A 24,613-nucleotide genomic window follows, 5' to 3' on the forward strand; every position below is an offset into this window, starting at 1 on the left:
CTATTTTTCGGCTTTAGGTGCCAGCATCATAAACATGCTGCGTCCGTCCATTTTTGCTCTCGATTCAACAGTTGCAACTTCTTCAACCGCTTTTGCAAATCGATTCAAAACATCATAACCGATTTCTTTATGAGTAATTGCGCGTCCCTTGAAACGGATTGATACTTTTACCTTATCTCCTTTACCAAGGAATTTAAGCGCATTATTCAATTTTGTATTAAAGTCATTTGTATCAATCGTTGGACTCAAACGAACTTCTTTAACATTGATAATTTTCTGATTCTTCCTTGCCTCACGTTGTTTCTTTTGCAGCTCAAACCGATATTTACCATAATCCATGATTCTGGCAACAGGTGGTTTCGCCTTTGGAGCAACTAAAACGAGATCGAGACTAGATTGTTCAGCTAGCGTTAGTGCCTCTTGTTTGGTTTTAACCCCAAGTTGGGAACCATCACTGGCAATTAAGCGCAATTCACTTGCACGTATGCCTTCATTTACCATCTTATCTACTGCTATGATGCTTCACCTCCGTTTAATATCAGAGAAAAACGCAGAAAAAACCGGATAGCTTATACAAAGCTACCCGGACTAATCTTCACTTCATCAATTCGAAATAAATATCATCTGCCCGTGAACAATCAGTTCGCTAGGCGAGAAGCGGGTTGCTTCTGCTTTTTCTCAACTCTCTTACTATACATTACTAGCAAATCAAAGTCAAGAATTATTTTGTACGACTATAGCTCGCAATATCTGCTAGAATTTCATTAATAAATTCATCCTTTGTTACATTAACCGTCTTTTTTTCACCATAACGACGGACTGCAACTTGTTTGGCTGCAACTTCTTGGTCACCAACAACCAGGATATAAGGAATCTTTGTCACTTGAGCTTGACGAACCTTATAACCCATTTTTTCATTTCGATCGTCAATCGAGACACGCACATTGGCAGCCGTCAAACGCGCACGCAATTCCTCACAGTATGACAAATGTAAATCATTCTTAACAGGAATAATTGTAACTTGTTTTGGAGACAACCATGTTGGGAATGCCCCTTTATACATTTCTGTCAAGTAAGCTGTAAAGCGTTCCATTGTCGAAACAATTCCACGATGAATCATAACTGGGCGATGTTCTTCGCCATCTGCACCAATATAATGCAAATCAAACTTCTCAGGTAATAAGAAATCTAATTGAATGGTAGACAAAGTCTCTTCGCCGCCTAAAGCAGTCTTCGTTTGAACATCAAGCTTAGGACCATAAAAGGCAGCTTCACCTTCTGCTTCAAAGTATTCCAATCCCAAATCATCCATAGCAGACTTAAGCATTTTTTGTGATTTTTCCCACATTTCATCATCATCAAAGTACTTATGTGTGTTTTTAGGATCGCGATAACTTAAGCGGAAACGATAGTCGCTAATATCAAAATCTGCATAAACGGAAACCATTAACTGCAAAGTATTTTTAAATTCGGCCTCAATCTGGTCAGGCGTAACAAATGTGTGCCCATCATTCAATGTCATTTCACGAACACGTGATAATCCTGTAAGTGCACCAGACTTCTCATAACGATGCATCATCCCTAACTCAGCAATTCTGAGTGGAAGATCTCGATACGAACGAATATGATGATTATAGATTTGGATATGCGATGGACAGTTCATTGGTCGTAATTCCAATAATTCACCATCCCCCATATCCATTGGGGGAAACATATCTTCACGATAATGGTCCCAATGTCCTGACTGTTTATACAAGTCTAAGTTAGCAAGAATCGGAGTATATACATGTTCATAGCCACGAGATACTTCTTTATCAATAATGTAGCGTTCAATTGTTCGACGAATTGTGGCACCATTAGGCATCCAGTATGGCAATCCCGCTCCAGCCTTAGGATCAACAAAGAACAAATCCAAATCATTTCCAATCACGCGATGATCACGTTCACGTGCTTCTTGTCTTCTCTGCAGTTCTTCATCCAATTCTTTTTGTTTATAAAAAGCCGTTCCATAAATGCGTTGAAGCATTGGATTGCTTGAGGCACCCTTCCAGTACGCACCAGCAACCGAAAGCAATTTAAAAATTTTAATTGAACTAACTTTTTCCAAATATGCACCTGCAGAAACATCTACAAAGCTACCTAATTTGTGTAAAATAACTTTGCCAGAAACAACAGCTTCTTTGACAAGCTCCATTCGATAGGCGTCACCGTCCACTAAAGCTAATGCTTCTTTTTCAGTAACTGCCAAGCGTTCAACCTTTGCACCTGATTTCACAATTTCTTGCATTTTCTGTGTAATTTTATCAAACTCAGTCTCAGCAATTTGACCAGCTGCATTATCCGTGTCAAGGAAGAAACCATGCTCGCTGATGCTACATTCTCCAAACTTCATCTCTGCATATAAATCTACCATTGAGGCACCCAATAACAATGAAACAGTCTGCCATAAGACCTTCAATCCATCTTCAGAGTCTTTTGTGACAATTTCAATTTCTCCATCAGTATCTAATGGCGCATTGTAGTCAATCAAATTGCCATTATAACGTCCAGCAACTGCTTTTTTTGCAAGACTCGTACTAATTGATTGAGCAACCGTTGCAACCGTTGCTCCATCTTCAAATTCTTTAACAGCTCCATCAGGAAACTTAACTTTAACCATAATTCCATCTCTCCTTTAAAATAATAAACAAAATAAAAATCCCTGGTATACTTAAAAAAAGTACACCAGGGACGCAATTAGCGTGGTTCCACCCAAATTTAGATATTAAAAATCTCTCACATCGTTTTTAACAGGTTCGACCCGTTCCAACCAATATTGGAATAAATTCATCATGGAGGTGGTAAGTCATCACACTAGGCAGCTTGCAGTTAATGCCACTTATCCCTGATCTAGATAACCTTTTGTCCTCTGAGATATTACTTAACAATTATTAAACCACTATTACAGAAATCATTCAAGCATTAAATTATAATTTATGAATGGCGTCTATTTCTGCCAATCATTGTATACTCTTTACTCAAAAAAATAATTCGTTCCATTATTCTGCGTGCTTTTAACGGTTCGGCCTCTCCACGATTATTGACTGTTAAATATTGTTCCAATAAATCTTGCAGCGAAAGATTGGAGCTAAAGAAAGTTGGGAGTTCCTCTTGCATACGATATTGCAAAATAATCCCTAGAACATCATCTCTTAACCAGCTTGATAATTGATCAGCTCCAATATCGTCTAACATTAAGAGCGGAGCCTTCTTTATACTATCGATTTTTTCAATAACATTATTTGAACCAATTGCGCCTTTAATCTCAACTGCAAAAGATGGAAAATGAAGCATTGTTGAACGAAACCCCTCTTCTGCAAGCCCATTGGCAATCGCCCCCAAAAGATAAGTTTTCCCAACCCCAAAGCTTCCTTGCAGATACATTCCTTGAATAAACTTTTGTGGATTAGCGGTATACGCATCAATAAAATCCGCCGCCGCTTGTGCAATTTCTTCGCGTCCAGTTATGTCAAAATCTGCCAGCTGAGCATTTTTGATTGCTTTAGGCATGTTTAATGCCCTGACTCGCGCTCTGATTTCGGCCTGCTTTTGACTTTTTATTAATTCAGCACTTGGAACATATGCAACATCTATCAGATGATTACTCAAAACCAATTCTGGTTGATATCCAGGTGCGGGCGTGACTTCTCCATTTTCAATCTGTCTTTTTATACTTACAAACTCATAGACTTTACTGGCACTGCGCGCTAATTCGGCCTGAGACAATTGATTTTCAGTCACAAAAGCTTTAACCTCGTCGTCGGCAAAGGCATCATCAATTAACTCTTTGTAGTTTTTCACCCAGTTTCTATTGCGAAGTTGCTGTGCCATTTCCTCGCCAATGTCCTTCATCTTACCACCACCTTTTGCTAGTCGATTTTCTTCTTAAACCTACTCAGCCTTTTTTTCAATTGCGCCTGCTCTTCTTGACTCAAGGTTGACTTACCTTCTGAAACAAGTTCATTTTTCGCCCAGTCTGGCAGCTTTTCTTTTTGTACAACTCTTTTGTTTCCTGAATATCTTTGCGTTTGTGCATACTTGGAACTTTCTTTTTTAGGTGCATTGAAAGTTCGCACCTGAAGCATCGCCTCTTCTGGTGTACTGATCTTTTTTTGACTCCAATCAGCAATAACCGCCTCAAAAAAGGCCCGATTTAGGGTAGCCATCCCCCGATCAACTATCATGTAATGAATTAAAATATTTATTATTTCAGCTTGAAAAAAATTTTTTTGGACAACCCATTCGATAATGTTTCTCTCCGAACCGGTTACAAACGAGCCCTTCTCACGCTTCAATTCTTGCAAGAACTCTGCAGGAGCGTACGCCCTACTTGCAGCCAAAAGCTCTTGATCTTCACTTTTCAGTATCTTCTGCTTTTTATTTACTGCTTTCTTAGCTGTAATATCCGGATTAATATCTAACATAGCCTTTGAGTCTTGCTTTGCAAATTTCTCATGGACCAACTTCCAAAATAAAGTAAAGTCCACTTGACTTGTTGCAACATTTGCAGCTTCCTCAAGTAAACTCAACAACGCTAACTCATCAAACCCATACACCGCATTTGCAGCGGTTAGACGCTGATAATTATCAAAAACTTGTCTGCTGTCAATGAATGAATGCCCAATAAGCTGTTTTAGGAATTCTTCGTCTAAGTTAGAATTTTGTATTGCATTAGCCTTGGACAGCAATGGGTGCTCAGTCGCCACCAAGTTCTTGCCTTCACTCAAGGTCTCTGGCTGTACTGTATAGACTTCTAGAAAGTGTTTAGTAGTTTCAACTGCCTCTTTCGTTTCAATTGGTGCGAAGAAAAAGTAAGCTCGAAGCTCCTTAAAAATTCTTTCTCCGACCGTTTCCAGCAACAAACTCCGCAGTAAATCATCCGCAAAAAAATTTGCAGGCTCTTGCGGTTCCTGAAGCTCATAAATCACCAATCTACCAAGTTCATCATTTTGCTCAAATGTTCTAAGTAATCCGATTGCTTCCAGCTTACATCTGGCTTCATAGAAAGTCTGCAAACCAATATCAAGTAAATCAAATAATTCACTGTGCATTTTTCGATTTGAGAGTTGTAAATCAGACTGCACCATTGTTCGCAAAAGGGCATACAGGCTGAAGCTCGCTGTTCCAACCAATGGTTGATAAAGTTTTAAAACTACTTCCAGTTGACTTTCATACAGCTTATGCCCTGTACATACTACGAATCCATCTTTAGGTGTGAAGTTTCTCTCCTCAGCAACCATCTGCACTCACCTTCTTACTCACTCTTTTCATCGTCATTACTTGAAAGATTTTTCTTATCCCGTGCCATCATTTCTTGTAGTTCCTTTAAGAATACACGCATATCCTTAAATTGCCTATAGACACTTGCAAAACGAATGTAAGATATTTCATCGACATCTGCCAACATTCCCATCACATATTCTCCAATCAACTGACTAGAAACTTCACTTTCACCAAGCGAACGCACCTTATTTTCAACTTCATCAACAATTTTCGTAATCTGATCCATTCCAACTGGTCTTTTTTCAGCAGCTCTAATAATTCCGCGCAAAATCTTCTCGCGATTAAATTCATCGCGTGTCCCATCCTTTTTGATTACTAACAGCGGAGTAACTTCAATTCTTTCAAACGTTGTGAATCTAAAGCCACAAGCCTCACACTCACGGCGTCTTCTAATTACATGACCATCATCTGCAGGACGACTATCAACCACTCGTGAACCATTATGATGGCACTTGGGACATCTCATATCTTTCACCTCATTATTTTATACCTTTAATATACAGTGTTAATTACACTAATTCCATTGTCTCTAGCCATTTTAGCACTTGCTTAAGTGTTTCTTCAACTTGTTTAGAGTTATCAATTAAAACATCAGCTAGTATGCAGCGTTCTTCATTTGACATTTGACTCAAAATCCGTTGCTGTGCTTGTTGCTCGGTATAACCGTCTCTTGCCACCAAGCGCTCTACTTGTAGTTTTTCTGGAACCCAAACACACATGACACTATCACAATATTTTTGATAATTGCCTTCAAAAAGTAATGGAATATCTAATACCAGTAACCTACAATCCGCTACTCTTGCTGCAACAATCAAATCTTCAATTCGCTTATGAATTAATGGACCTGTTATATCGGTCAATTGTTTTAACTTATTTTTGTCATTGAATACAAGTGAGCCCAACTTCTTACGATTCAACTCACCCGTACTCGTTAAGTAATCTTCACCGAAAATATTCACAATCTGGCTTAATCCAACGCTCCCTTTTTGAACAACTTCGCGTGCAACCCGGTCACCATCGATAATCTTTGCACCTTTTTTTCTTAAAAAGAGACTGACTGTTGATTTACCGGCTGCAATTCCTCCAGTAAGCCCAAGAATATATGTCACTCATTTCACCTTCTGACAATTTGGACAATAATGGGTTCCTCTTTGAGCAACAACTATTTTTTCAATTGAGTTTCCACACCTGCGACAAGGTTCACCCGTCCTGCCATATGCATTCAGGTCAAATTGAAATGTCCCTGAATTTTCAAACGCATTTGTATAACTCCTAATTGTTGTCCCGCCAGCTTTCACAGCCTTTGCTAACTCAGCAATAATTGCATCATGCAAAATAATAATTTCATTTTTCTCCAGGTGCTTAGCAATTGTCTGTGGGTTTATTTTACTCATCCACAGAACTTCATCGACATAAATATTTCCTAAACCTACAACCAAACTCTGATCAAGTAATGCAGGCTTGATCATCTTATTTTTCTTTTTCAATTTGTTTGTAAAATCTTCTATGCTAAAATCAGTTTTTGTCGGTTCTGGGCCTAATTTCTTTAGACTTTTTAAGTCATTGATATTATCTGTCTTGACTAATTCCATTCTGCCAAATTTACGCACATCATTATATCTAAGCTGTTTCCCATCCGTAAATTCAAAAATAATATGCGTGTGTTTCTCAATTTCATCACCAGTTTGACGAACAAAATACTTTCCTTCCATTCGTAAGTGAGAGACCAGCGAAATCCCATCATCAAAGTTAAAAATCAAATACTTTCCCCGGCGTCCAATCTCTTTAATCGTCAATCCCTCAAGTGTTTCAATAAAAATATTGGTATCTCCATTTATAATCTTGGGGTAAAGGACTGTCACTTTGCGAATCTTTTTGTTCAATACTAATTGGCGTAGCCCTTGACGTACAGTTTCCACTTCAGGCAATTCAGGCATTTTTTATCTCCTTCTCAAAACTTTATTTTGCATCGAACCATGTTTTTCCATGTGCACTTTCAACTTTTAGTGGTACTTCCAAGGAAACCGCCTGATCCATTACTTTTGGTACCAATTTTTCCAGTCTTGTAATTTCTTTACTCGGTACTTCAAAAATTAATTCGTCATGCACTTGTAAAAGCATCTTTGCCTCAAGTTGTTCTCTGCTAAGCATTTTTTGCATATTTATCATAGCGACTTTGATGATATCTGCCGCACTCCCCTGAATTGGCGTATTCATAGCCGTTCTTTCCGCAAATGAACGTAAATTAAAGTTTTTGCTCTTAATCTCTGGTAAGTATCTACGGCGCTTGAATAACGTCTCAACATACCCTTGTTCATGAGCTTTTGCCACAATCTCGTCCATGTATTGTTTTACTCCGGGGAATATCTCAAAATAGCGTGCTATAAAATCCTTTGCTTGTTTACGTGTAATTCCAATATTTTGTGCCAATCCATAATCACTTATCCCGTATACAATTCCAAAGTTAACTGCTTTCGCTTGTCTGCGCATGTTACTTGTAACTTCAGAAGCTGAATCTAATCCGAATATCTGCATTGCAGTATTTGCATGAATATCTGCGCCTTTATTAAAAGCGGCCTGCATGTTTTTATCATGAGAAATATGTGCTAGCACACGCAATTCAATTTGCGAATAATCTGATGAAAAGATTTCCCATTCAGTCTTTTCAGGGACAAACGCCTTTCTGATTTGGCGCCCTTCTTCTAATCTCACAGGGATATTTTGTAGATTAGGATCAACAGATGATAATCTTCCGGTTGCTGTAAGTGTCTGGGTATATCTCGTATGGACTTTACCATCAGTTTCTGATACAACTTTTAACAGGCCTTCAACATAAGTTGACTGGATTTTTGCAACTTGACGATACTTCAAAATATTATCAATAATTGGTGCCATTCCTCTTAGTTCTTCCAGCACTCCGACTGCAGTTGAATATCCAGTTTTAGTTTTCTTAATCACAGGCAGCTTCAGTTTCTCAAATAAGATAACACCTAATTGTTTAGGAGAATTAATGTTAAAATCTTCGCCAGCTTCCGTGTGGATTGACTGCTCCAATTCTGCCAATCTTTCCTTTAGTTTACTGCTCATCTCTTCAAGCTTATCTTTATCTAATCTGATTCCAGCAACTTCCATTTCTCCCAAAACTAAAGAAAGTGGGCGCTCGATTTCAAAATAAAGTTTTTCTTGCTTATTTTTATACAACTTCTCCATTAGATTCTCTTTTAGCTGCTCAATTGCTTGAACTTTACCTGCCAAATGTTCAAAAAATACAGTATCTTCTTTTGGAATTTGATACTTTGCACCTTTGCCGTATACTTCCTCATCGCTTGCAACAGCGAAATAATCGTGCTGCTGTGCCAATTTACCAAAATCATTATTATTATCGCTTGAGTCCAATAAATATGATACAAGCAGCATATCAAAGTCAACAGTGGCAAGAGTGATGCCTAATCTTTTAAGTCCAACAAAAGTCCGCTTACCATCAAATAAATCAATTTTAACAGCTTCTTTTTCAAGTAATTCTTTGAGCTCTCTTTTCTTCAAAAGTTCCACATCACGGCTAACATATATCTTTGCTCCATTTTTAAGAGCAAAACCAGCAAATGGTGCCTGATGATAATTCTCACCACTCATCTCTAAATAAAACGACACAGCAGCTTTTTTTTCAAATACTAACTGCTTGATATTTTGTGTGCTCAATTTCTGATACTCTAATTCTGGAATCTTATTCTGTTTTGTTTGCGAATTACTAGTGTTACCAGGTAAACTCATTTTTGCAAGGAAACTCTTGAAATCCATTTCTTCATAAAATAATCTTAACTCATCTTCTATCGGCCCTGACCACTTCGCTTCATCAACCGTAACTTCAATGGGTGCATTTCTTAAGATTTTTGCTAAATCTTTGCACAAAAAAGCCAGTTCACGATCCTCAACCAAGTGTTCTTTCATTTTAGAGGCCTTGATATTATCTAGATTCTCATAGATTCCTTCAATTGTTTCAAATTGCTGCAACAATTTAACCGCCGTTTTCTCACCAACTTTTGTTACTCCGGGATAGTTATCCGAGTTATCACCAACTAATCCCTTCATATCAATAATTTGTGCGGACTTAATTCCATACTTTTCAAATACATGTGCTGGAGTATATTCTTCAACTTCACTAACACCTTTTTGTGTAACTGCTACCGTTGTCTTGTCAGTTGTAAGCTGAGTCAAATCTCGATCCCCAGTTACAATTGTGACCATAAAGTCTTGTGCCTCGGCCTCATTCGCCAAAGTTCCAATAATATCATCTGCTTCAAAATTTGCCAACTCATAACTTTTAATACCATAAGCAATCAATAATTTTTTAATATACGGAAACTGTTCAGAAAGTTCACTTGGTGTTTTAGAACGTCCTCCCTTGTATTCAGTAAATTTTTCAGTCCTGAATGTTTTTTTCCCCGCATCAAAAGCAACTAAAACATGACTCGGTTGAACCTTTTCAATAATCTTGTCCAACATTGTCTTGAAGCCATAAATAGCAGTAGTATGTAGCCCGTTATGATTCACAAATCTTTCAAGCGATTGATGGAGTGCAAAAAAAGCACGAAATGCCACACTATTACCATCGATGAGCAATAATTTCTTTTGTTTATTCATTCAATTAGCTCCTTTGAGATATTATCCTCTCTTATTTTAACAAACTATCGTGACCATTAATAGAAATCAACGACTGCATTCTACAAAAAAACCTCGCTAGGATTCTTCTCCTAACGAAGTTCTTAAAAAACTATTAACTTATTTATTATTAAATCCTGTGAAAATATTCAAAAGGCTGATAAAGAGGTTAACAAAATCTAGGTAGAGCTGTAATGCACCCATTAATGCCAAACCAGTTCCAGAAACTTGACCCCTTGTCTGCAGATATAATGTTCTGAATTTCTGAGCATCCCACGCTGTTAAGGCTGTAAAGATAATTACACCAGCAAATGAAAAGACAAATGTAATCATTGTACTTTGTAAAAACATATTAACAACCGAAACAATAACTAAGGCAATTAAAGCCGCCAAAGCATGCGTCCCAATTCTCGACAAATCTTTCTTGGTAGTTGTTCCCATCACAGCCATTGAAACAAATACCGCTGCGGCTCCCACGAAAGCCATTGTAACATCGCTTGCCGCATACAGTGAAACTATTATGCCAAAAAATACTCCCTGGATTGTCGCAAAGGCAACAAGTCCTAAGCCAGAAACAACGGGTGATCTATCAGCTTTAAAAGACATTCCCACGGCGATTAGCAATTGTAATCCAAACAAGATAAACATCATGAAGGGATGACCAGACATATAAGTAGCAACTTCATTGTAAAAAACGTTTGAAACTAGATATGCTACCACTGCAGAAATTGCAACGGCACCTGCCATAAAACCATACATTTTTGTTAGAAACCCATTAACCCCAGTATTACTTACTAATTTTCTTTCATTCTCCATTAAACACTCACCTCTGCACTTTCATTCTCATCGTTACTCATTAATGCTGCCTTAATTGGCGGTCTAACCATCACGACTGCATCGACAATCCGACAATTTTCATCATTAACGCCTGTTACGGATAATGTGACTACTTCCTTCATGTCATCTACCTTTATGACCTCAAAAGTAAAGGTCACATCTTCTTCATGATACACCGGCAAAATAAAATTGACTGACAAATTGACTACCTGACTCCCAGGACCCGGAAGCAGCTTTGATACTGACCTCGTAATAATTCCCGTCAACAAAACGGGGGGAACTATTGCTGCTTTATATCCCATATTTTTCGCATACTCATCTTGAATATACAGCGGATTATTGTCATTAGTCATCCCTAAATACAACAAAATATCGCGATCCGCAACACTTTCATTAACTGTCAACGAATCTCCTTCGTTTAAATCATCAATCGTTTTCCCTTGCCTATGAGTATCTTCTGACATTAATATCGACACCTCCATGTAGTCTTAAATGTATTCTAGCATATACTTTGATTTGCCTCAATCCATCTGACATGAAAATAAAAAAATAGAAAGTATGACATAAGTTCGTATTCAAGTTTTAGTTTATGGAACCACTTATCTGAGTTCACTGAACAGAGCTAAAACAAAATTTAATTATTGCTTCAGCTACTTTCTACAATTGCTCAAGTCTTTAATTATTCTTAAGACTTAAGCTACTCAATAGTTTTTCGTAAGCGTACTCATACTTTTGAATATCGCCAGCACCCATAAATACTACAACGGCATCATGAAAATCAAGCAACGGAGACATATTATCAACTTTCAATACTTCTCCACCTTTTGTAATTCTATCACCTAAATCGTTACTTGAAACATTTCCTCCGTGTTCGCGAATGGAACTGAAGATATCTGTTAAGTATACTTTATCTGCAAGATTCAAGCTAGTTGCAAAATCATCCATCAAAGCAATCGTTCGACTAAATGTGTGCGGCTGGAAAACTGCAATAATTTTCTTACTTGGATATTTCTGACGTGCAGCATCAATTGTTGCTTTAATCTCAGAAGGATGATGTGCATAATCATCAATAATCGTCATATCTGCAACATATTTCTCAGTAAAGCGTCTCTTGACACCTTGATAAGTCAATAATTCACGCTTGACTTCAGCTTGAGAAACTTTTTCAAAATATGAGACTGCAATCACAGCTAAACTGTTTAGTACATTATGCTCACCGAAAATTGGAATCTCATAAGTTCCCAGATACTCATCGTAATGATATACATCAAAAGTTGAACCAGTTGTTGCTCGCTTAATATTGGTTGCCCTGAACTCATTGTCTGTAGAAGTTCCATAATAATGAACTGGAACATCTGCATCTAAATTTCTTAAGTATTTATCTTCTCCCCAAGCAAAAATTCCCTTTTTCGTCTGCTTCGCTAAAGTTTCAAAAGCATCAAAGACATCCTCAATTCCTGTGAAATAATCAGGATGATCAAAATCCACATTGGTCATAACCACATAATCTGGATGGTATGCAACAAAATGACGGCGATATTCATCAGCTTCAAAAACAAAGAAACGTGCGTCAGGTACACCTTTACCAGAACCGTCTCCTATCAAATAACTTGTCGGTGAAACTCCGCCCAAAACATGAGCCAATAATCCTGTAGTACTCGTCTTTCCATGTGCCCCTGCAATTCCAATACTTGTCGTATTTTCTACGATTTTCTCTAGAAAATCGGGATATGTAATAATTTCAAGACCAATTTCTTTGGCTTTTTTTATTTCAGGATGATCATCACCAAATGCATTGCCTTGAATAATCGTCAAACCTGCTTGAATATTCTTTTCATCAAAGGGTAATATTTTTATTCCCGCTAACTCTAATCCTCGTTGTGTAAAAGTATATTTCTCAATATCAGAACCAATAACTTTTAATCCTTTATCATGTAAAAGCAAGGCCAATGAACTCATTCCAGTTCCCTTGATCCCTACAAAATAATAGGTGGTTTTTGTATCCATAATTATTGTCCTCTCTTTTCTTTAATTAAATAAAATTACCGTCTTAGTTTACCACAAAATTGATGGGATTTCTTTTCAATAATCAACATTTTCTCTAACCTTATCTAATCTCGCTTGGGTTAGGTAGACTTCCCTTGGCTTGGATCCTTTCGCCGGAGAGATGTATCTGCGTTCTTCCAATGTATCAATAATATTAGCAGCCCTATTATAACCAATTGCAAATATTCGCTGCAACTTTGATGTCGAAATACTGTCCTCGTTCACAAGACAATCTAGAACCTCAGGCAAAAGCTCATCTTCTTGTTTATTTTGAATAATTTGTTTTTTTAATCCATCTGGATCAAAAGCATATTGTGGATGCCCCTGAGTACGTACAAAATCCGTAATTTGTTCCACTTCATTTTGTACAAATGTTCCCTGTAATCTCATCGGCTGGCTTGCTCCATTGCCAAGGTATAACATATCACCTCTTCCAAGAAGACGCTCTGCACCAGCTGTATCAATGATCGTCCTTGAATCAATTTGACTAGAAACCATGAAGGCAACCCTTGTAGGAATATTATTCTTAATTGTTCCTGTTATCACATCAACACTTGGTCGTTGCGTTGCGATCAACAGATGAATTCCCGCTGCTCGAGCCTTTTGTGTGATTCTAGCAATACAGTCTTGCACCTCTGATGAGGCAACCATCATTAAATCGGCCAATTCATCGATAATGATCACAATGTAAGCCATCTGCAGCCCGTAGTCCTTATGCTCCATTACTTTCTCATTGAATCCTTCAATATTTTTAACACCCGCAGCAGCTAGTTTCTGATATCTTTCCTCCATCTCTTTAACGACCCATTTTAATGTCGCTGATGCAGCAGCTGGATCAGAAACAACTGGCGCTAAAAGGTGTGGAATATCATGGTAAGGTGCCATTTCAACAGCTTTAGGATCAATTAACAATAGCTTTACTTGTTGAGGTGTAGCCTTATACAACAAAGAAATCAATATACTGTTTATAAAAACAGATTTTCCAGAACCAGTTGCCCCAGCCACTAATCCGTGAGGCATTTTCCTTAAATCAGTCACAATTGGTTCTCCAAAAAGGTTAACTCCCAATGCTACAGTCAACGGTGAGGCCTTGCTTGCAAAGACAGTTGAATTTAAAACTTCTGATAACATCACTGGTCTTGCCTTTAGATTCGGAATTTCAATTCCCACACTGCTTCGCCCAGGAATAGGTGCCTCAATCCGGATATCTTTAGCTGCCAATGCTAACTTCAAGTCATCAATTAGATTAGTGATTTTATTGACCTTAACACCTCTTCCAAGTGTTAGCTCAAATTGTGTCACTGCAGGTCCAATCGTCCAATCGCTAACTGTTGCAGCGACATGAAAAGCCTCCAAGGTTTCATTGAGAGTATCAATTCGTTCCAATACCCATTCATCTTGAACATCCTCGTTTACTTGAACCGGTTTTGGAAGTAAATTAATGTCTGGAAGTTTATATCCATTAACAGCCACTATACTTTGTGGCTCTTTTTTGAGATTTACTACCGGATCTTTCAAAGTATTTACCACAGAATCTCCCAAAATATCTTTTTTTGCATCTGTACCCGATTCATCACTTGGTTCAAGTTTTTCTGCCATCTTATTGATATCAGGTTTATCATTGTAGCTTTGCAATTTTTGCTTATCATTTACATCGCTTTGACTATCTTGTTCTAATTTTATTTCAGCAGCTACAGTTTTTTTCAACTCATTTTCTTCATGGACTGAAATAGTTCCATCTAAATTAGGTTGAGCATTATTCTCACGAATCTCCTCACCTTTTACGTGAACTGACTTATCTACCTGCTGTCTATTACCTATACCATTCTTAATGTCATCGTTTGTCTCGACAACAACTGTTTGCCTACCATCATCTGCAACCTGTTCGCTAAATGCAGTAGTTTTGCTTGTTTCACTTTTTTGTCTCGATACATTAGAGACATTTTCTGTTATTATTTTTATTTTACTCTTCTCAATATCTGTAATTTCGGCAAATAGCAAATAATCAGTTGCTTGTTTTCGTAAGCATTCAAATAATTTTTGATATTTTTGTTTTCTTTTTTGGGCAGAATATTCCCAACCAGCAAAAGAAGGTGGAACATATGAGGGATGAAACGTCTGGCCCTTTTTTATATTTGGTTTATCTGCAGGTTTCGGCAGTTTATCATTCATATTTTGCTTGATTTTTTTATTTTGTTTTCTATAAAAAGCTGGTCCATCATAATGTTGCATTAGTATTCTTCCTTACCTTTTACAATACTTTATTCTAAAAAAATAGCTGTCTTCAGTTCACACGAGCTAAAGGACAGCTATCACTATATTAATTCTTCAAAGTGCCAATCTGCCCATGAGAGCATATTACCATACATTTATTTCAATCAGCAAAAAATTAACTAATCAAGAATGGTTGGCCTTGATGGAAGTTGTCTAGTGAAAGGACTAAAATTCCGCGTTTTTGCGGTGCATTCGGCAAATGCAATTCACGAGCTGAACAAACCATTCCGTTACTCTCAATCCCGCGAAGTTTTCCGGGCCAAATGATTTCACCATTTGGCATCATTGCACCAACCTTAGCAACAACCACTAACTGTCCTTGCATAATATTTGGTGCCCCGCAAACAATTTGCAATATTTCATTGCCAAGATTGATTTTTGTAATATGCAAGTGATCTGAATCTGGGTGTTCGATCATTTCTTCAACCAATCCAACTACGAATTTTGGTATTTCATCAATTTCAAGAATAGTTTCAAATCCAGCCTCACGGAGTTTAGCATTCAATATTTTGACTTGTTCGTCATCAAGCTTGATTTGACCAGTCGCAGTTAGTCCAAGTTCCTCCCCTACTCCAAAAAAATTATAACCTAATACAGTTCCATCACTTGAATCACTTATTTCTACAATTGTATCTTTTTTCTTTGTTACCTGACTTGGTCCATCCTCGTGTAGCATTACTACAAGAATATCCCCTAGCTGTGCCTTGTTATAACTAGCGATTAGCATCCCTTTTCTCCTTTACACAAAAAAAGAACTGCATAAGTTCACAGTCCCATTATCATTTAAAATTATGCGACCTCATTTAAAAATGTTTCAATTTCTTCTTTTGTTTTACGATCCTTATTAACAAATCGTGCGCTTTCTTCACCATTCTTGTAAACGACAAAGCTTGGAATCCCCATGATCATCAATTCTTGGCAAAGGTCAATATTTTCATCGCGATCAATATGAATAAATTTGTAATTTGGATATTCTGATTCGATTGCGGGAAGAGCCGGCTTGATAAAATTACAGTCTGAACACCAGTCGGCAGAAAAAAATAGGACATATGAACCCTTTTCGAGTTTTTTCTTTAATGTTTCCAAATTCATTTTTCCAAATTGTTCCATTTTCCATTCCTCCTCAACTTATCTTAATATTCTTTAGATAACATCATTATAGACTATTTATTCGCAAAAAAAAGTGATTTGTTTTAATTTTATTAAGCAATTAAGTTTAAACATTCTAAATTGGTGCTATAATTACATATCATAAGAAATTTGGTAAGGAGTCTAGCTATGACAAATACTTTTAATAAGTTTCTCCCACTGACGCTTGGTGTGCTAACTGGTTTTATTGGCGGCATCCAGGCTAGCAACGTTCTTAAGAAGCAGGAACGACTCACTCCCCAACAGATTTTAAACAACATCAAAAACTCGTTTCAAAACGAAACTCCTGTTCAAGATTCTTGGATATCTGTTAGACCTGAAAGAATTCGGAAATTTGCCTTAAGTACAGATATCTATCAAGGAGGAATTTCACGACTCGAAGATAATCAAATCGTTCGTTATGAATTCCAAGCTGATGCTAAAACTGGAAGTGTGCTTAACCTGAATAGAATTGATTTGTAAACTGTGTCTTTTGCAACTCAGGACAGCCAGAGGATTTTTGTTAACTTTTAAAGCTTGCGGAAATCTTGTAAATTGGTTGTCCTTTTTTACTGAATTTGTCTTCATATTCAGTCATTACATTCTCAATCATTGCTTCATCGTCTTTGTGCAAGTCTAAAAAGACTTGATTAAATCTCATTCCATAATTATTCAGACTGGTTAATGAATATTCAAACAATCCGCGGTTATCAGTCTTAAACTCCAAACTGCCTTTGCCATTCAACACATACTGATACTGCTTTAAGAACAATTTGTAAGTCAATCTTCTTTTCTCTTGTCTGGTTTTAGGCCACGGATCAGAAAAATTCAAGTAGATTCCATCTACTTCATTTTCCTCAAAATATTCACTTAAACCACTGCCATTAGCACAAATCAATTGCAGATTTTGTAACTTTGCTTCTATTTGTTTACGCAGAACAATCGCAGCAATCGTCGTCTGAATCTCAATTCCAATATAATTATTTTCAGGATGTCTGCTTGCCAACTCCATTATGAAGCCACCCTTACCCATCCCTATCTCAACGAATAATGGTGCTTTTTTTTCAAATCTTGTTTCCCACTTACCGCGATATTCAGCTGGTTTAGTTACAATCAACTCAAGGTTGCTATCAATCAGCGGCTTTGCCCATGGCTTGTTTCTTAAACGCATTTTTTCATTCCTTTCAACTTGGCCAGAATCATCCGCTCAAACAAAGGGGGTGTGCTATAAGTCGGGAAAATTTGAGTACTAACTCGAAATTATGAACATAGCAGGCACTTTGCTGTGAGTAATTCGAAGTTAGACGGAGAATTTTGACTTATGAAACACGTTTATACGAAATAAATAGAGAAACTGGGTCAAAAGTTAAATTTTGATCCAGTCCCATTATTGATTCCATCTAAATGTGTAACATAAGTCAAAATCTACCATTTAAGTTCATCATTAATACTTAAATTCTATCGACTTACGAGACACATTTTTGCTCAACATGTTCACCATCTAATTATGCTTTTTCGATTTAAATAAAATCTTGATTTTCAAAAAAGGCTGCTAACTTCAATATGTCTCGGTTCATTTCAAAAAAACGACCACGCTGATGCTCATCCTTTACAGAAAGAAGCAAATTAACCATGTAGTACCAACTAATTCTTTGTTTCAACCCTGCCGTGATTGAAATTTCATACTTCTCGGCTAACCATTGTTTCCACTCCGCGCGTGGGACATATTGACACATTAACATGCTAATATCCAGTGCACTGTCTGCTAATCTTGCCGATTCCCAATCAACCAAATATAATCTGTCTCTATCCGACAATAACCAATTCTTATGATTCAAATCGCCATGTGAAACCTTAAATTCTCTATGATCTAGCTTTGGCTGATGTGTCCGCAATTGGTTTGCAACTCTTTTAAGCAAGGGATGAGCTCTTAATTCTAAACTCAATCCTCGAAAATAGTTACTGAGTATTTCTTCAGGAAAAACATACCTTCCACCTACCTGACACAACATCTTTCTAAGAATTTTAGACCGATGAACTCTGCTCAACAGTCTTGCAACATTTTCCTGTCCCATTTCCTCTTTAGAAAGACATCTGCCATTTAGCCATTCTTGTGCGGTAAGCGTATCACCCGTTGAAATGTGCTTCGTCCATACCAATCTTGGTGTGATTTCTTCCAACGATAATGCAGCAAGAAAAGGTGAAGTATTTCTCTTTATAAATAACTTTTCCTGCTCTTTAACACCCATATAGGCAGTTCCAGTATTACCCCCAAGCGGATGAATCTGCCAACCATCATCCAATCTGAAATCCATATTGGCAAGTCTCCTCTACAAGTCCATAATCCTTAAACAAGGATACAAATTCATACCACAAGTGTCAAGTATTTTTTTTGATATAGCTCCTCAAAAAACTACCTGTTATCAAATATATTTCACCTAAAGAAACAGCCGAAATCAGCAAATACTTTACCTCAAAAAGAGGTGTTGCTACTGCAATAATATTCAATATTAACCATGCAAGCAGCAAGACTTTGCCCAATAACTTCTTGAAAGCAGATTTTTTTTGATTTTCATCAATTGGATAAATATGGGTGAAAACATTATCTTCGAAAATGAAATATAGGCCAAATAATTGCACTCCTATCAGATAGAGACAGATACAAATTATAAACAAACTAAATAGATAATTCGGCGAGAAAAAAACAATGATACTTGCTAGAAATAATAGGCGTAAGAAGAGTCCACTAAAACCACTCTGCCTAATGAAGCTCCTACTATACAGGAAAAGATAAACATTTTTAGATGTACCGTGCAACAGAAAGTCAAAGATTTTATGTCGCTTAGTTTGTCCAACTATTTGTGGAACATCCGTAAACATATTTATAAAGCGATATAAGGTCATCACTCGTTCTTTTTCAGACTTAATTGTCTCATTCCATTTGAAAATGTACTGCTGTGCTGACTTGTCAAAGGAATGCTTAATTATTACTACCAAACCCAGTGACAAAATCAAACTGAGTACAAGATTTAGATACAGTCCAATTGCTAAGATAGCTATCAAGGTTAACTGAAAATAGCATTGCTGTGAGAATTTCTTTAAAGCAGTGTTATAGACCCTTGCTGCCAAAAAAAGTAAATAACTTACCTTCAACAAACATTGTACGACTAGCAAAATACCCCACATCGTAAGATTCCACTGTAAACCACGTATAATAAATGGAGCTAATATTATCAAGAATATTACCTGTATCACACAAGATACGAGCGTCGAATGTTTTAAAACCAGCTTAAAATAATCTTTCATTTGATAATCTTTGGGTAAAAGAAAGACCTTGTCTGCCTCCTCCAGCAAACTTACTAGTTTACCAATATGTATTATCAAGAAAAGAATTATGATGAGCGTGGGCTGCTCCCACCAAAAAGGCCTTTCGGGTAAACCTTTTACAAAATTCGAGTATGAAAGTCCCACCCCTCCAGCAAAAAATAGTAATGCTAAGACAAAGTGATCATTAAAAACATATTTTGCATAACGCAATAGCATGCCTTGATATTTTTTTAATCTTCTATTCCATATTTCATTCATTGGCATTTCCATCCTGCGTCATTCCAAGATAAATATCCGTCAATGATGCCTTATTGTCGTTGAAGATTCCTCTTAGTTCTGCAAGATTACCTTGAGCTCTAATCTTACCTTGGTGAAGCAAGACAAAATAATCGCAATATTCTTGTGCCGTGCTGAGTACATGTGTAGACATTAAAATAGCCGCACCCCTTTTTTTCTCAGCATCGACCAAGTTCAATAAATCTCGGGTTGCCAACGGATCTAGTCCTAAAAACGGTTCATCAATTACATAAACTTGTGCTTCTGTCATAAAAGCACACACAATCATAACCTTTTGCCGCATTCCTTTTGAAAAATTTGCTGGAAACCAATCCAATTTATTATCTAGACGAAAAACTTTTAGAAGTTCGGTTGCCCTTTTCCAAGTATGCGTTGGCTCTAAATTGTAAGCCATAATAGTCAATTCTAAATGTTCCTTTAAAGTCAGCTCCTGATATAAAACCGGCATTTCTGGCATATAGGCCAGCTTTCCTTTATATACTTTGGAATCATCTTTTAACTCAACGTTATCAATTGTGATGCTGCCCTTTTGTGGCTCAAGCAATCCAATAATATGATTAATTGTCGTTGACTTACCAGCACCATTCAACCCTATTAATCCGACTAATTGACCCGAATTAACTGCAAATGAAATATCTTTTAACACTGGTATCCGCGAATATCCGCCCACGAGTCTATTTATTTTTAAAGTCATAGATTTGTAATTCCTTTCACTTCAATTATTGAAAATTATAACATAAACATCGAACAGCAAATCATGTTAAAGTTTCCTTCATCGGTGTGTGTTATTATATACTAAAATAAATATAAGTTGAAAGAAGGTTCTTTTAAATGAACGATTGCATTTTTTGTAAGATTATTGCTGGTACAATTCCAAGTATTTCTGTATATGAAGACGATGATATTAAAGTATTTTTAGATATTTCGCAAACTACACCAGGTCACACTCTATTAATACCAAAAAAACATGTTACTAATATTTTCGAGTATGATGAATCTCTAGCTCAAAAAGTTTTAACAAAAATACCCATGATTGCACGTGCCATTAAAAAAAGCAATCCAAAAATCTCAGGCCTTAATATTGTGAACAATAATGGAGCAATTGCATATCAATCAGTTTTCCACTCACACTTTCATTTCATCCCGAGATTTGCTGCTACCGATTCATTTGCAATGACTTTTAAAGATAATTCTGGAGAATATTCTTCAGCCAAACTGCAGGAAATTGCCAATCTTATTCATAAGAACATGGAGGATTAACCCATGAGCGGAAAAAGAGTTCTAATATCTTTAGGAGCACTTGGAATTATCTCAGCAATCGCATACTTATCTCGGAAAAAAACTACTCTTTCTGGTAATGAAAAAGCAAAAGAATTATCTGAATCAGCCAATAACGTAAAAAAAGCATATATTAAACTGATGGAAAATGTTGAAAAGCTTACTAATGAGCTACCTAGCTCACAGCAAACAATCGATGAAATATCTACTCTCGTTTCTGAATATCAATTCAAAATTCAGAATAATCTTGATAACATTTCGCAAATTCAAGCAAAAAATATGAAATAGTAGCTACTTATAAAACAAATTGAATAAATGATGAATTTTTTTGTAAATTTTATCTTTTCTTTCAACATCATTAACTATTGTGTTATAGTTAGTAACGTTGATTTGTATCTTAATACAAGCAAAATAAACGAATGGATGTGTATTTTATAATGAAAAAATGGTTTCTTGCACTAGCAGGTATTCTTATGACTGTCAGCTTGGTTGCTTGTTCTAAGACAGTTGCAACCACTTCCGGCGGTAAAATTACTGAAAGTGCATATTATGACAGTATGAAAAAAACATCATCAGGTAAACAAATTTTACAACAGATGATTCTTGACAAGGTTCTTGAAAAACAATATGGTAGCAAGGTTTCAACCAAACAAGTCAATGCGCAATACAATACGTATGCAAATCAATACGGCTCTTCATTTTCTTCAGTGCTTTCACAAAATAGCTTGACCAAAGCTACTTTCAAAAAGCAACTGCGTTCAAATTTATTGCTTCGTGAAGCAGTAAAAGATAATACAACTATTACTCAAAAACAATTAAAGACCCAGTGGAAGAGTTATGAAACAGAAACGACAGTCGCTCATATCTTAGTAGCTAAGAAAGCCACTGCTGAAGAAGTTATCCAGAAATTACAGGCAGGTGGAAACTTTACGAAACTTGCTAAGCAATATTCAACCGATACTGCTACCAAAAATAAGGGTGGAAAATTATCTGCGTTTAATAACACTGATACTTCCCTAGCTTCTGCCTTTAAAAAAGCTGCTTTCGCTCTGAAACAAGGTGAATACACAACAACACCGGTTAAGACAAGCTATGGTTATCATGTTATCAAGTCAATTAAGAAACCTGCTAAGGGTAAGATGAGTTCACATATTAGTGAACTTAAGACACAAATTATTGATAGCGATATGAATGATTCGACACTTCTCCAAAAAGTTATTGGTAAAGTTCTTAAAAAAGGAAATGTTTCAATTAAGGATAGCGATTTAAAGGATATTCTTTCAAGTTACTTATCAAGTAGTTCAAGCTCATCAAGTTCAAGCAACTAGACAACAAAATAGTTTAATACAAATAGAGGACTTAAATCAAAATTTACATTTTGGCTTAAGTCCTCTATTTATTACTAATAAAAGTGTTTCATAAGTCTAACTTCGAATTACTCATAACAAATTACTAATTACTCGCTATGTCTATAATTTCGGGCTAATACTCAAATTCTTCCGCCTCATTTTAAAATCCAATAATATCCACAATTTGTTCAAATGCTCTTTTAGACTCTGGTAATGGGAAGATTGGAAATACATGGAACATGCCTTCGTATGTGATTAACTTTACACTTTGCTGTGCCTTTTCTGTAAAAAGCTCCATATCCGGATACAAAATATCATTTGTACCACCAAAAATGGTTATTGGCGGTAAATCTGCTAAATCACCGTAAATAGGACTAACAAGTGGACTTTTTAAGCTTTCGCTCCCAGCATAATATTTTCCTTCAAATCGTAATTCTTCTAACTTTAAAATCGGATCTTTCTTTGCAATCTTTGCAATTTTTGCATTTTCCAAGGAAATATCCAACCATGGTGAAAGCAGGATAACCTGGCTTGGAAGATCAATCTGTGCATTCCTTAATTGTTCTACCAATGACACAGCTAGGCCGCCCCCCGCAGAATCACCAAGCAATATAACATTTTCTGCTGCAACACCACTAATAGCAAGTAATTCTTGGTAACTTTTCATAACCATAGACAAAGCAGCATTAACATCGTATGCGGGTGCTTTGGGATATATTGGCATAACAACACTCGCTCCTACCCGATCAGCCAACTTGGCTATAAAATGATATTGTAGAGCGAATGGTTGATACCAGTATGCTCCGCCATGCAAATAAAAAATAATTTTCTTTTCCGGTTTTACAATACTATCTCTCTTCAAAACTTGCATTCCAATATCAAGCCATTTAAAATCAAGCTGATCATGAACTTTTCTGGGAATACTATATACCTCAGAATTAATATGATTAAACTTCTCAAAGTCCAAAGCTCTTCTGGGATCTGGTCCCCGCAAAAAACTTCTTAGTCCCTGTTCGACCACTAAGCTTTGCATACTACGCTTTTGTTTTACACTCTGATACTTCAAATATGCAGCCGATGCCGCTAAAGTTGTAAGTAACACTTTCTTCATAGCCACAGTCTCATCTCCTAAAAAATTCATTATTGTACATGCTTAGGCTAGCACAAACTTTATTATTTAGTCTACTTTTTAAATTTAATTCTGATTCAACCCCGTTATATCAAACTTTCTATTTAACTATTTGTAACCATATCTTTTAAGATAGAGATATGCTCTTACAAATATGATATGCTTATCTTCAGATTGAATGTTCAATATAATAGTAAGAGGAAGTGTACTTTTATGTCTAACAATTATCAACGAATTTTATGTCCTATTTCATGGAGTAATAACTCAATAAATGCACTCAATGGAACTGTCAGCTATGCACGAGTCCATAATATTCAACTTGATATTCTCTATGTCATTGACGATACATTGCTTGCTTTTGGTAATTTTCAACCTGAAATGTCACCGCAGCAAAGAAAAGATTTAGCAGAAATTTATGAAAAAAAAATGGCGAATCTCATCCAAAAATTTTTGGATGAAGGTTCGTCCATGTACCAAATTCACTCGCATATTCGCTTTGGGGATCCACGAAAAATAATTTGTGACAGTTTTCTTGAAGAATACCGCAATGATCTAATCGTTCTTGGACAGCCGCAGTTCAATCATCTTCATAGAGTCCTGACTGGCTCTGTCTATACCTATGTGAGTAAATATGCAAGCTGCGATATTTTAACAATTCATTAATACCGACTTGCTCAAATCATTTTTTTGGAAAACTAATTGCTGTTCCATAGCCGTGTAAAACCATATATTTGGGACCGATACCTACACTGACTATTTCTGGGTTAAAATGTACAGCAATGATCCCATCACCATCTCTAGCGACCGTATGTTCAATCAATTTTGTCTTAACTTTTTCATATAAATCGTCAAAATTATCAACATCATCAATCTCATCTGGTGTTAAGGTTCTTTTTACTGTCGCATTAACAATCCCTACAACCATATATGCACGATTTATTTCTCCCGTTGTCAAAAACATTAATAT

At 36.5% G+C, this 24,613-nt stretch carries 25 protein-coding genes and 1 other annotated feature; of the genes, 5 read left to right on the forward strand and 20 right to left on the reverse strand.

The genetic code is table 11. The features are described from left to right. The 14 genes from infC to FFX44_RS02760 all read right to left on the reverse strand — a co-directional run bounded on the left by infC (position 1) and on the right by FFX44_RS02760 (position 16,248). Positions 1-501: a translation initiation factor IF-3 gene (gene infC / locus FFX44_RS02695; RefSeq protein WP_289977632.1), complete on the reverse strand. Its 501-nt coding sequence runs from the start codon at positions 499-501 to the stop codon at positions 1-3. Positions 502-546: 45 nt separating this feature from the next. Further along, positions 547-680: a sequence feature (ribosomal protein L20 leader region), on the reverse strand. A gap of 41 nt (positions 681-721) precedes the next feature. Then, positions 722-2,659 carry a threonine--tRNA ligase gene (gene thrS, locus FFX44_RS02700; RefSeq protein WP_289977633.1) on the reverse strand — a complete coding sequence of 646 codons (1,938 nt, stop codon included), beginning with the start codon at positions 2,657-2,659 and terminating at the stop codon, positions 722-724. A 314-nt stretch (positions 2,660-2,973) separates the two neighbouring features. Then, complete coding sequence (gene dnaI, locus FFX44_RS02705; protein ID WP_289977634.1) at positions 2,974-3,891, reverse strand: primosomal protein DnaI; 918 nt, start codon at positions 3,889-3,891, stop codon at positions 2,974-2,976. A 17-nt stretch (positions 3,892-3,908) separates the two neighbouring features. Further along, positions 3,909-5,279 carry a DnaD domain protein gene (locus tag FFX44_RS02710; protein ID WP_289977635.1) on the reverse strand — a complete coding sequence of 457 codons (1,371 nt, stop codon included), beginning with the start codon at positions 5,277-5,279 and terminating at the stop codon, positions 3,909-3,911. A 14-nt stretch (positions 5,280-5,293) separates the two neighbouring features. Continuing rightward, a complete protein-coding gene (nrdR, locus tag FFX44_RS02715) occupies positions 5,294-5,788 on the reverse strand; it encodes a transcriptional regulator NrdR (RefSeq protein WP_289977637.1) in 495 nt (164 codons plus the stop codon). A gap of 43 nt (positions 5,789-5,831) precedes the next feature. Further along, positions 5,832-6,431, reverse strand: coding sequence for a dephospho-CoA kinase (coaE, locus tag FFX44_RS02720; RefSeq protein ID WP_289977638.1), 600 nt, complete (start codon positions 6,429-6,431; stop codon positions 5,832-5,834). Then, positions 6,432-7,259 carry a DNA-formamidopyrimidine glycosylase gene (gene mutM / locus FFX44_RS02725; RefSeq protein ID WP_289977640.1) on the reverse strand — a complete coding sequence of 276 codons (828 nt, stop codon included), beginning with the start codon at positions 7,257-7,259 and terminating at the stop codon, positions 6,432-6,434. It abuts the gene before it with no gap. Positions 7,260-7,281: 22 nt separating this feature from the next. After that, positions 7,282-9,963, reverse strand: coding sequence for a DNA polymerase I (polA, locus tag FFX44_RS02730; RefSeq protein WP_289977641.1), 2,682 nt, complete (start codon positions 9,961-9,963; stop codon positions 7,282-7,284). 138 nt (positions 9,964-10,101) lie between these two features. Then, positions 10,102-10,797 (reverse strand): Bax inhibitor-1/YccA family protein, encoded by a 696-nt coding sequence (locus FFX44_RS02735; protein WP_289977642.1) that lies wholly within the window; start codon positions 10,795-10,797, stop codon positions 10,102-10,104. Continuing rightward, positions 10,797-11,282 (reverse strand): MaoC/PaaZ C-terminal domain-containing protein, encoded by a 486-nt coding sequence (locus tag FFX44_RS02740; protein ID WP_289977644.1) that lies wholly within the window; start codon positions 11,280-11,282, stop codon positions 10,797-10,799. The genes FFX44_RS02735 and FFX44_RS02740 overlap by 1 nt, the downstream gene beginning before the upstream one ends. 211 nt (positions 11,283-11,493) lie before the next feature. Beyond that, positions 11,494-12,825, reverse strand: a complete 1,332-nt coding sequence (murC, locus tag FFX44_RS02745; RefSeq protein WP_289977646.1) for a UDP-N-acetylmuramate--L-alanine ligase — start codon at positions 12,823-12,825, stop codon at positions 11,494-11,496. A gap of 75 nt (positions 12,826-12,900) precedes the next feature. Continuing rightward, entirely contained in the window at positions 12,901-15,096 is a 2,196-nt protein-coding gene (locus FFX44_RS02750) for a DNA translocase FtsK (protein ID WP_289977648.1), read from the reverse strand. A 157-nt stretch (positions 15,097-15,253) separates the two neighbouring features. Then, positions 15,254-15,865 (reverse strand): YtpR family tRNA-binding protein, encoded by a 612-nt coding sequence (gene ytpR, locus FFX44_RS02755; RefSeq protein ID WP_289977651.1) that lies wholly within the window; start codon positions 15,863-15,865, stop codon positions 15,254-15,256. 62 nt (positions 15,866-15,927) lie between these two features. Beyond that, positions 15,928-16,248, reverse strand: coding sequence for a thioredoxin family protein (locus tag FFX44_RS02760; RefSeq protein WP_289977653.1), 321 nt, complete (start codon positions 16,246-16,248; stop codon positions 15,928-15,930). A 168-nt stretch (positions 16,249-16,416) separates the two neighbouring features. On the opposite strand from FFX44_RS02760, the gene FFX44_RS02765 reads away from it, so the two are divergent. Beyond that, positions 16,417-16,749: a hypothetical protein gene (locus FFX44_RS02765; RefSeq protein ID WP_289977655.1), complete on the forward strand. Its 333-nt coding sequence runs from the start codon at positions 16,417-16,419 to the stop codon at positions 16,747-16,749. Between the two features lie 40 nt (positions 16,750-16,789). On the opposite strand, the gene trmB is transcribed toward FFX44_RS02765, so the two are convergent. From trmB to FFX44_RS02785, 4 genes are all read right to left on the reverse strand, one after another. After that, positions 16,790-17,437: a tRNA (guanosine(46)-N7)-methyltransferase TrmB gene (gene trmB, locus FFX44_RS02770; protein WP_289977658.1), complete on the reverse strand. Its 648-nt coding sequence runs from the start codon at positions 17,435-17,437 to the stop codon at positions 16,790-16,792. 349 nt (positions 17,438-17,786) lie between these two features. Continuing rightward, positions 17,787-18,581, reverse strand: coding sequence for a phosphotransferase family protein (locus FFX44_RS02775; protein WP_289977661.1), 795 nt, complete (start codon positions 18,579-18,581; stop codon positions 17,787-17,789). Between the two features lie 64 nt (positions 18,582-18,645). After that, the gene (locus FFX44_RS02780; protein WP_289977663.1) at positions 18,646-19,851 is read right to left on the reverse strand and encodes an ABC transporter permease; all 1,206 of its coding nucleotides are present in this window, start codon (positions 19,849-19,851) and stop codon (positions 18,646-18,648) included. Next, positions 19,844-20,584: an ABC transporter ATP-binding protein gene (locus FFX44_RS02785; RefSeq protein ID WP_289977665.1), complete on the reverse strand. Its 741-nt coding sequence runs from the start codon at positions 20,582-20,584 to the stop codon at positions 19,844-19,846. Before FFX44_RS02785 ends, FFX44_RS02780 begins: the two co-directional genes overlap by 8 nt. A 137-nt stretch (positions 20,585-20,721) precedes the next feature. On the opposite strand from FFX44_RS02785, the gene FFX44_RS02790 reads away from it, so the two are divergent. The 3 genes from FFX44_RS02790 (at position 20,722) to FFX44_RS02800 (ending at position 22,496) form a co-directional block, all read left to right on the forward strand. Continuing rightward, positions 20,722-21,150 (forward strand): HIT family protein, encoded by a 429-nt coding sequence (locus tag FFX44_RS02790; protein WP_289977666.1) that lies wholly within the window; start codon positions 20,722-20,724, stop codon positions 21,148-21,150. Positions 21,151-21,153: 3 nt separating this feature from the next. Then, positions 21,154-21,456, forward strand: coding sequence for a hypothetical protein (locus FFX44_RS02795; RefSeq protein ID WP_289977668.1), 303 nt, complete (start codon positions 21,154-21,156; stop codon positions 21,454-21,456). A gap of 149 nt (positions 21,457-21,605) precedes the next feature. Beyond that, positions 21,606-22,496, forward strand: a complete 891-nt coding sequence (locus FFX44_RS02800; protein WP_289977669.1) for a peptidylprolyl isomerase PrsA — start codon at positions 21,606-21,608, stop codon at positions 22,494-22,496. A gap of 181 nt (positions 22,497-22,677) precedes the next feature. Here FFX44_RS02800 and FFX44_RS02805 read toward each other — a convergent pair whose 3' ends face one another. Continuing rightward, complete coding sequence (locus FFX44_RS02805; RefSeq protein ID WP_289977732.1) at positions 22,678-23,628, reverse strand: alpha/beta hydrolase; 951 nt, start codon at positions 23,626-23,628, stop codon at positions 22,678-22,680. 231 nt (positions 23,629-23,859) lie between these two features. On the opposite strand from FFX44_RS02805, the gene FFX44_RS02810 reads away from it, so the two are divergent. Further along, positions 23,860-24,309 (forward strand): universal stress protein, encoded by a 450-nt coding sequence (locus tag FFX44_RS02810; RefSeq protein ID WP_289977670.1) that lies wholly within the window; start codon positions 23,860-23,862, stop codon positions 24,307-24,309. Positions 24,310-24,325: 16 nt separating this feature from the next. Here the strand turns inward: FFX44_RS02810 and FFX44_RS02815 are convergent, their stop codons facing one another. Then, complete coding sequence (locus FFX44_RS02815) at positions 24,326-24,607, reverse strand: hypothetical protein (protein WP_289977673.1); 282 nt, start codon at positions 24,605-24,607, stop codon at positions 24,326-24,328. Positions 24,608-24,613: the final 6 nt, after the last annotated feature.

Source organism: Lactobacillus sp. UCMA15818 (assembly GCF_030400225.1).
In the GTDB taxonomy this organism is placed as follows: Bacteria; Bacillota; Bacilli; order Lactobacillales; family Lactobacillaceae; genus Liquorilactobacillus.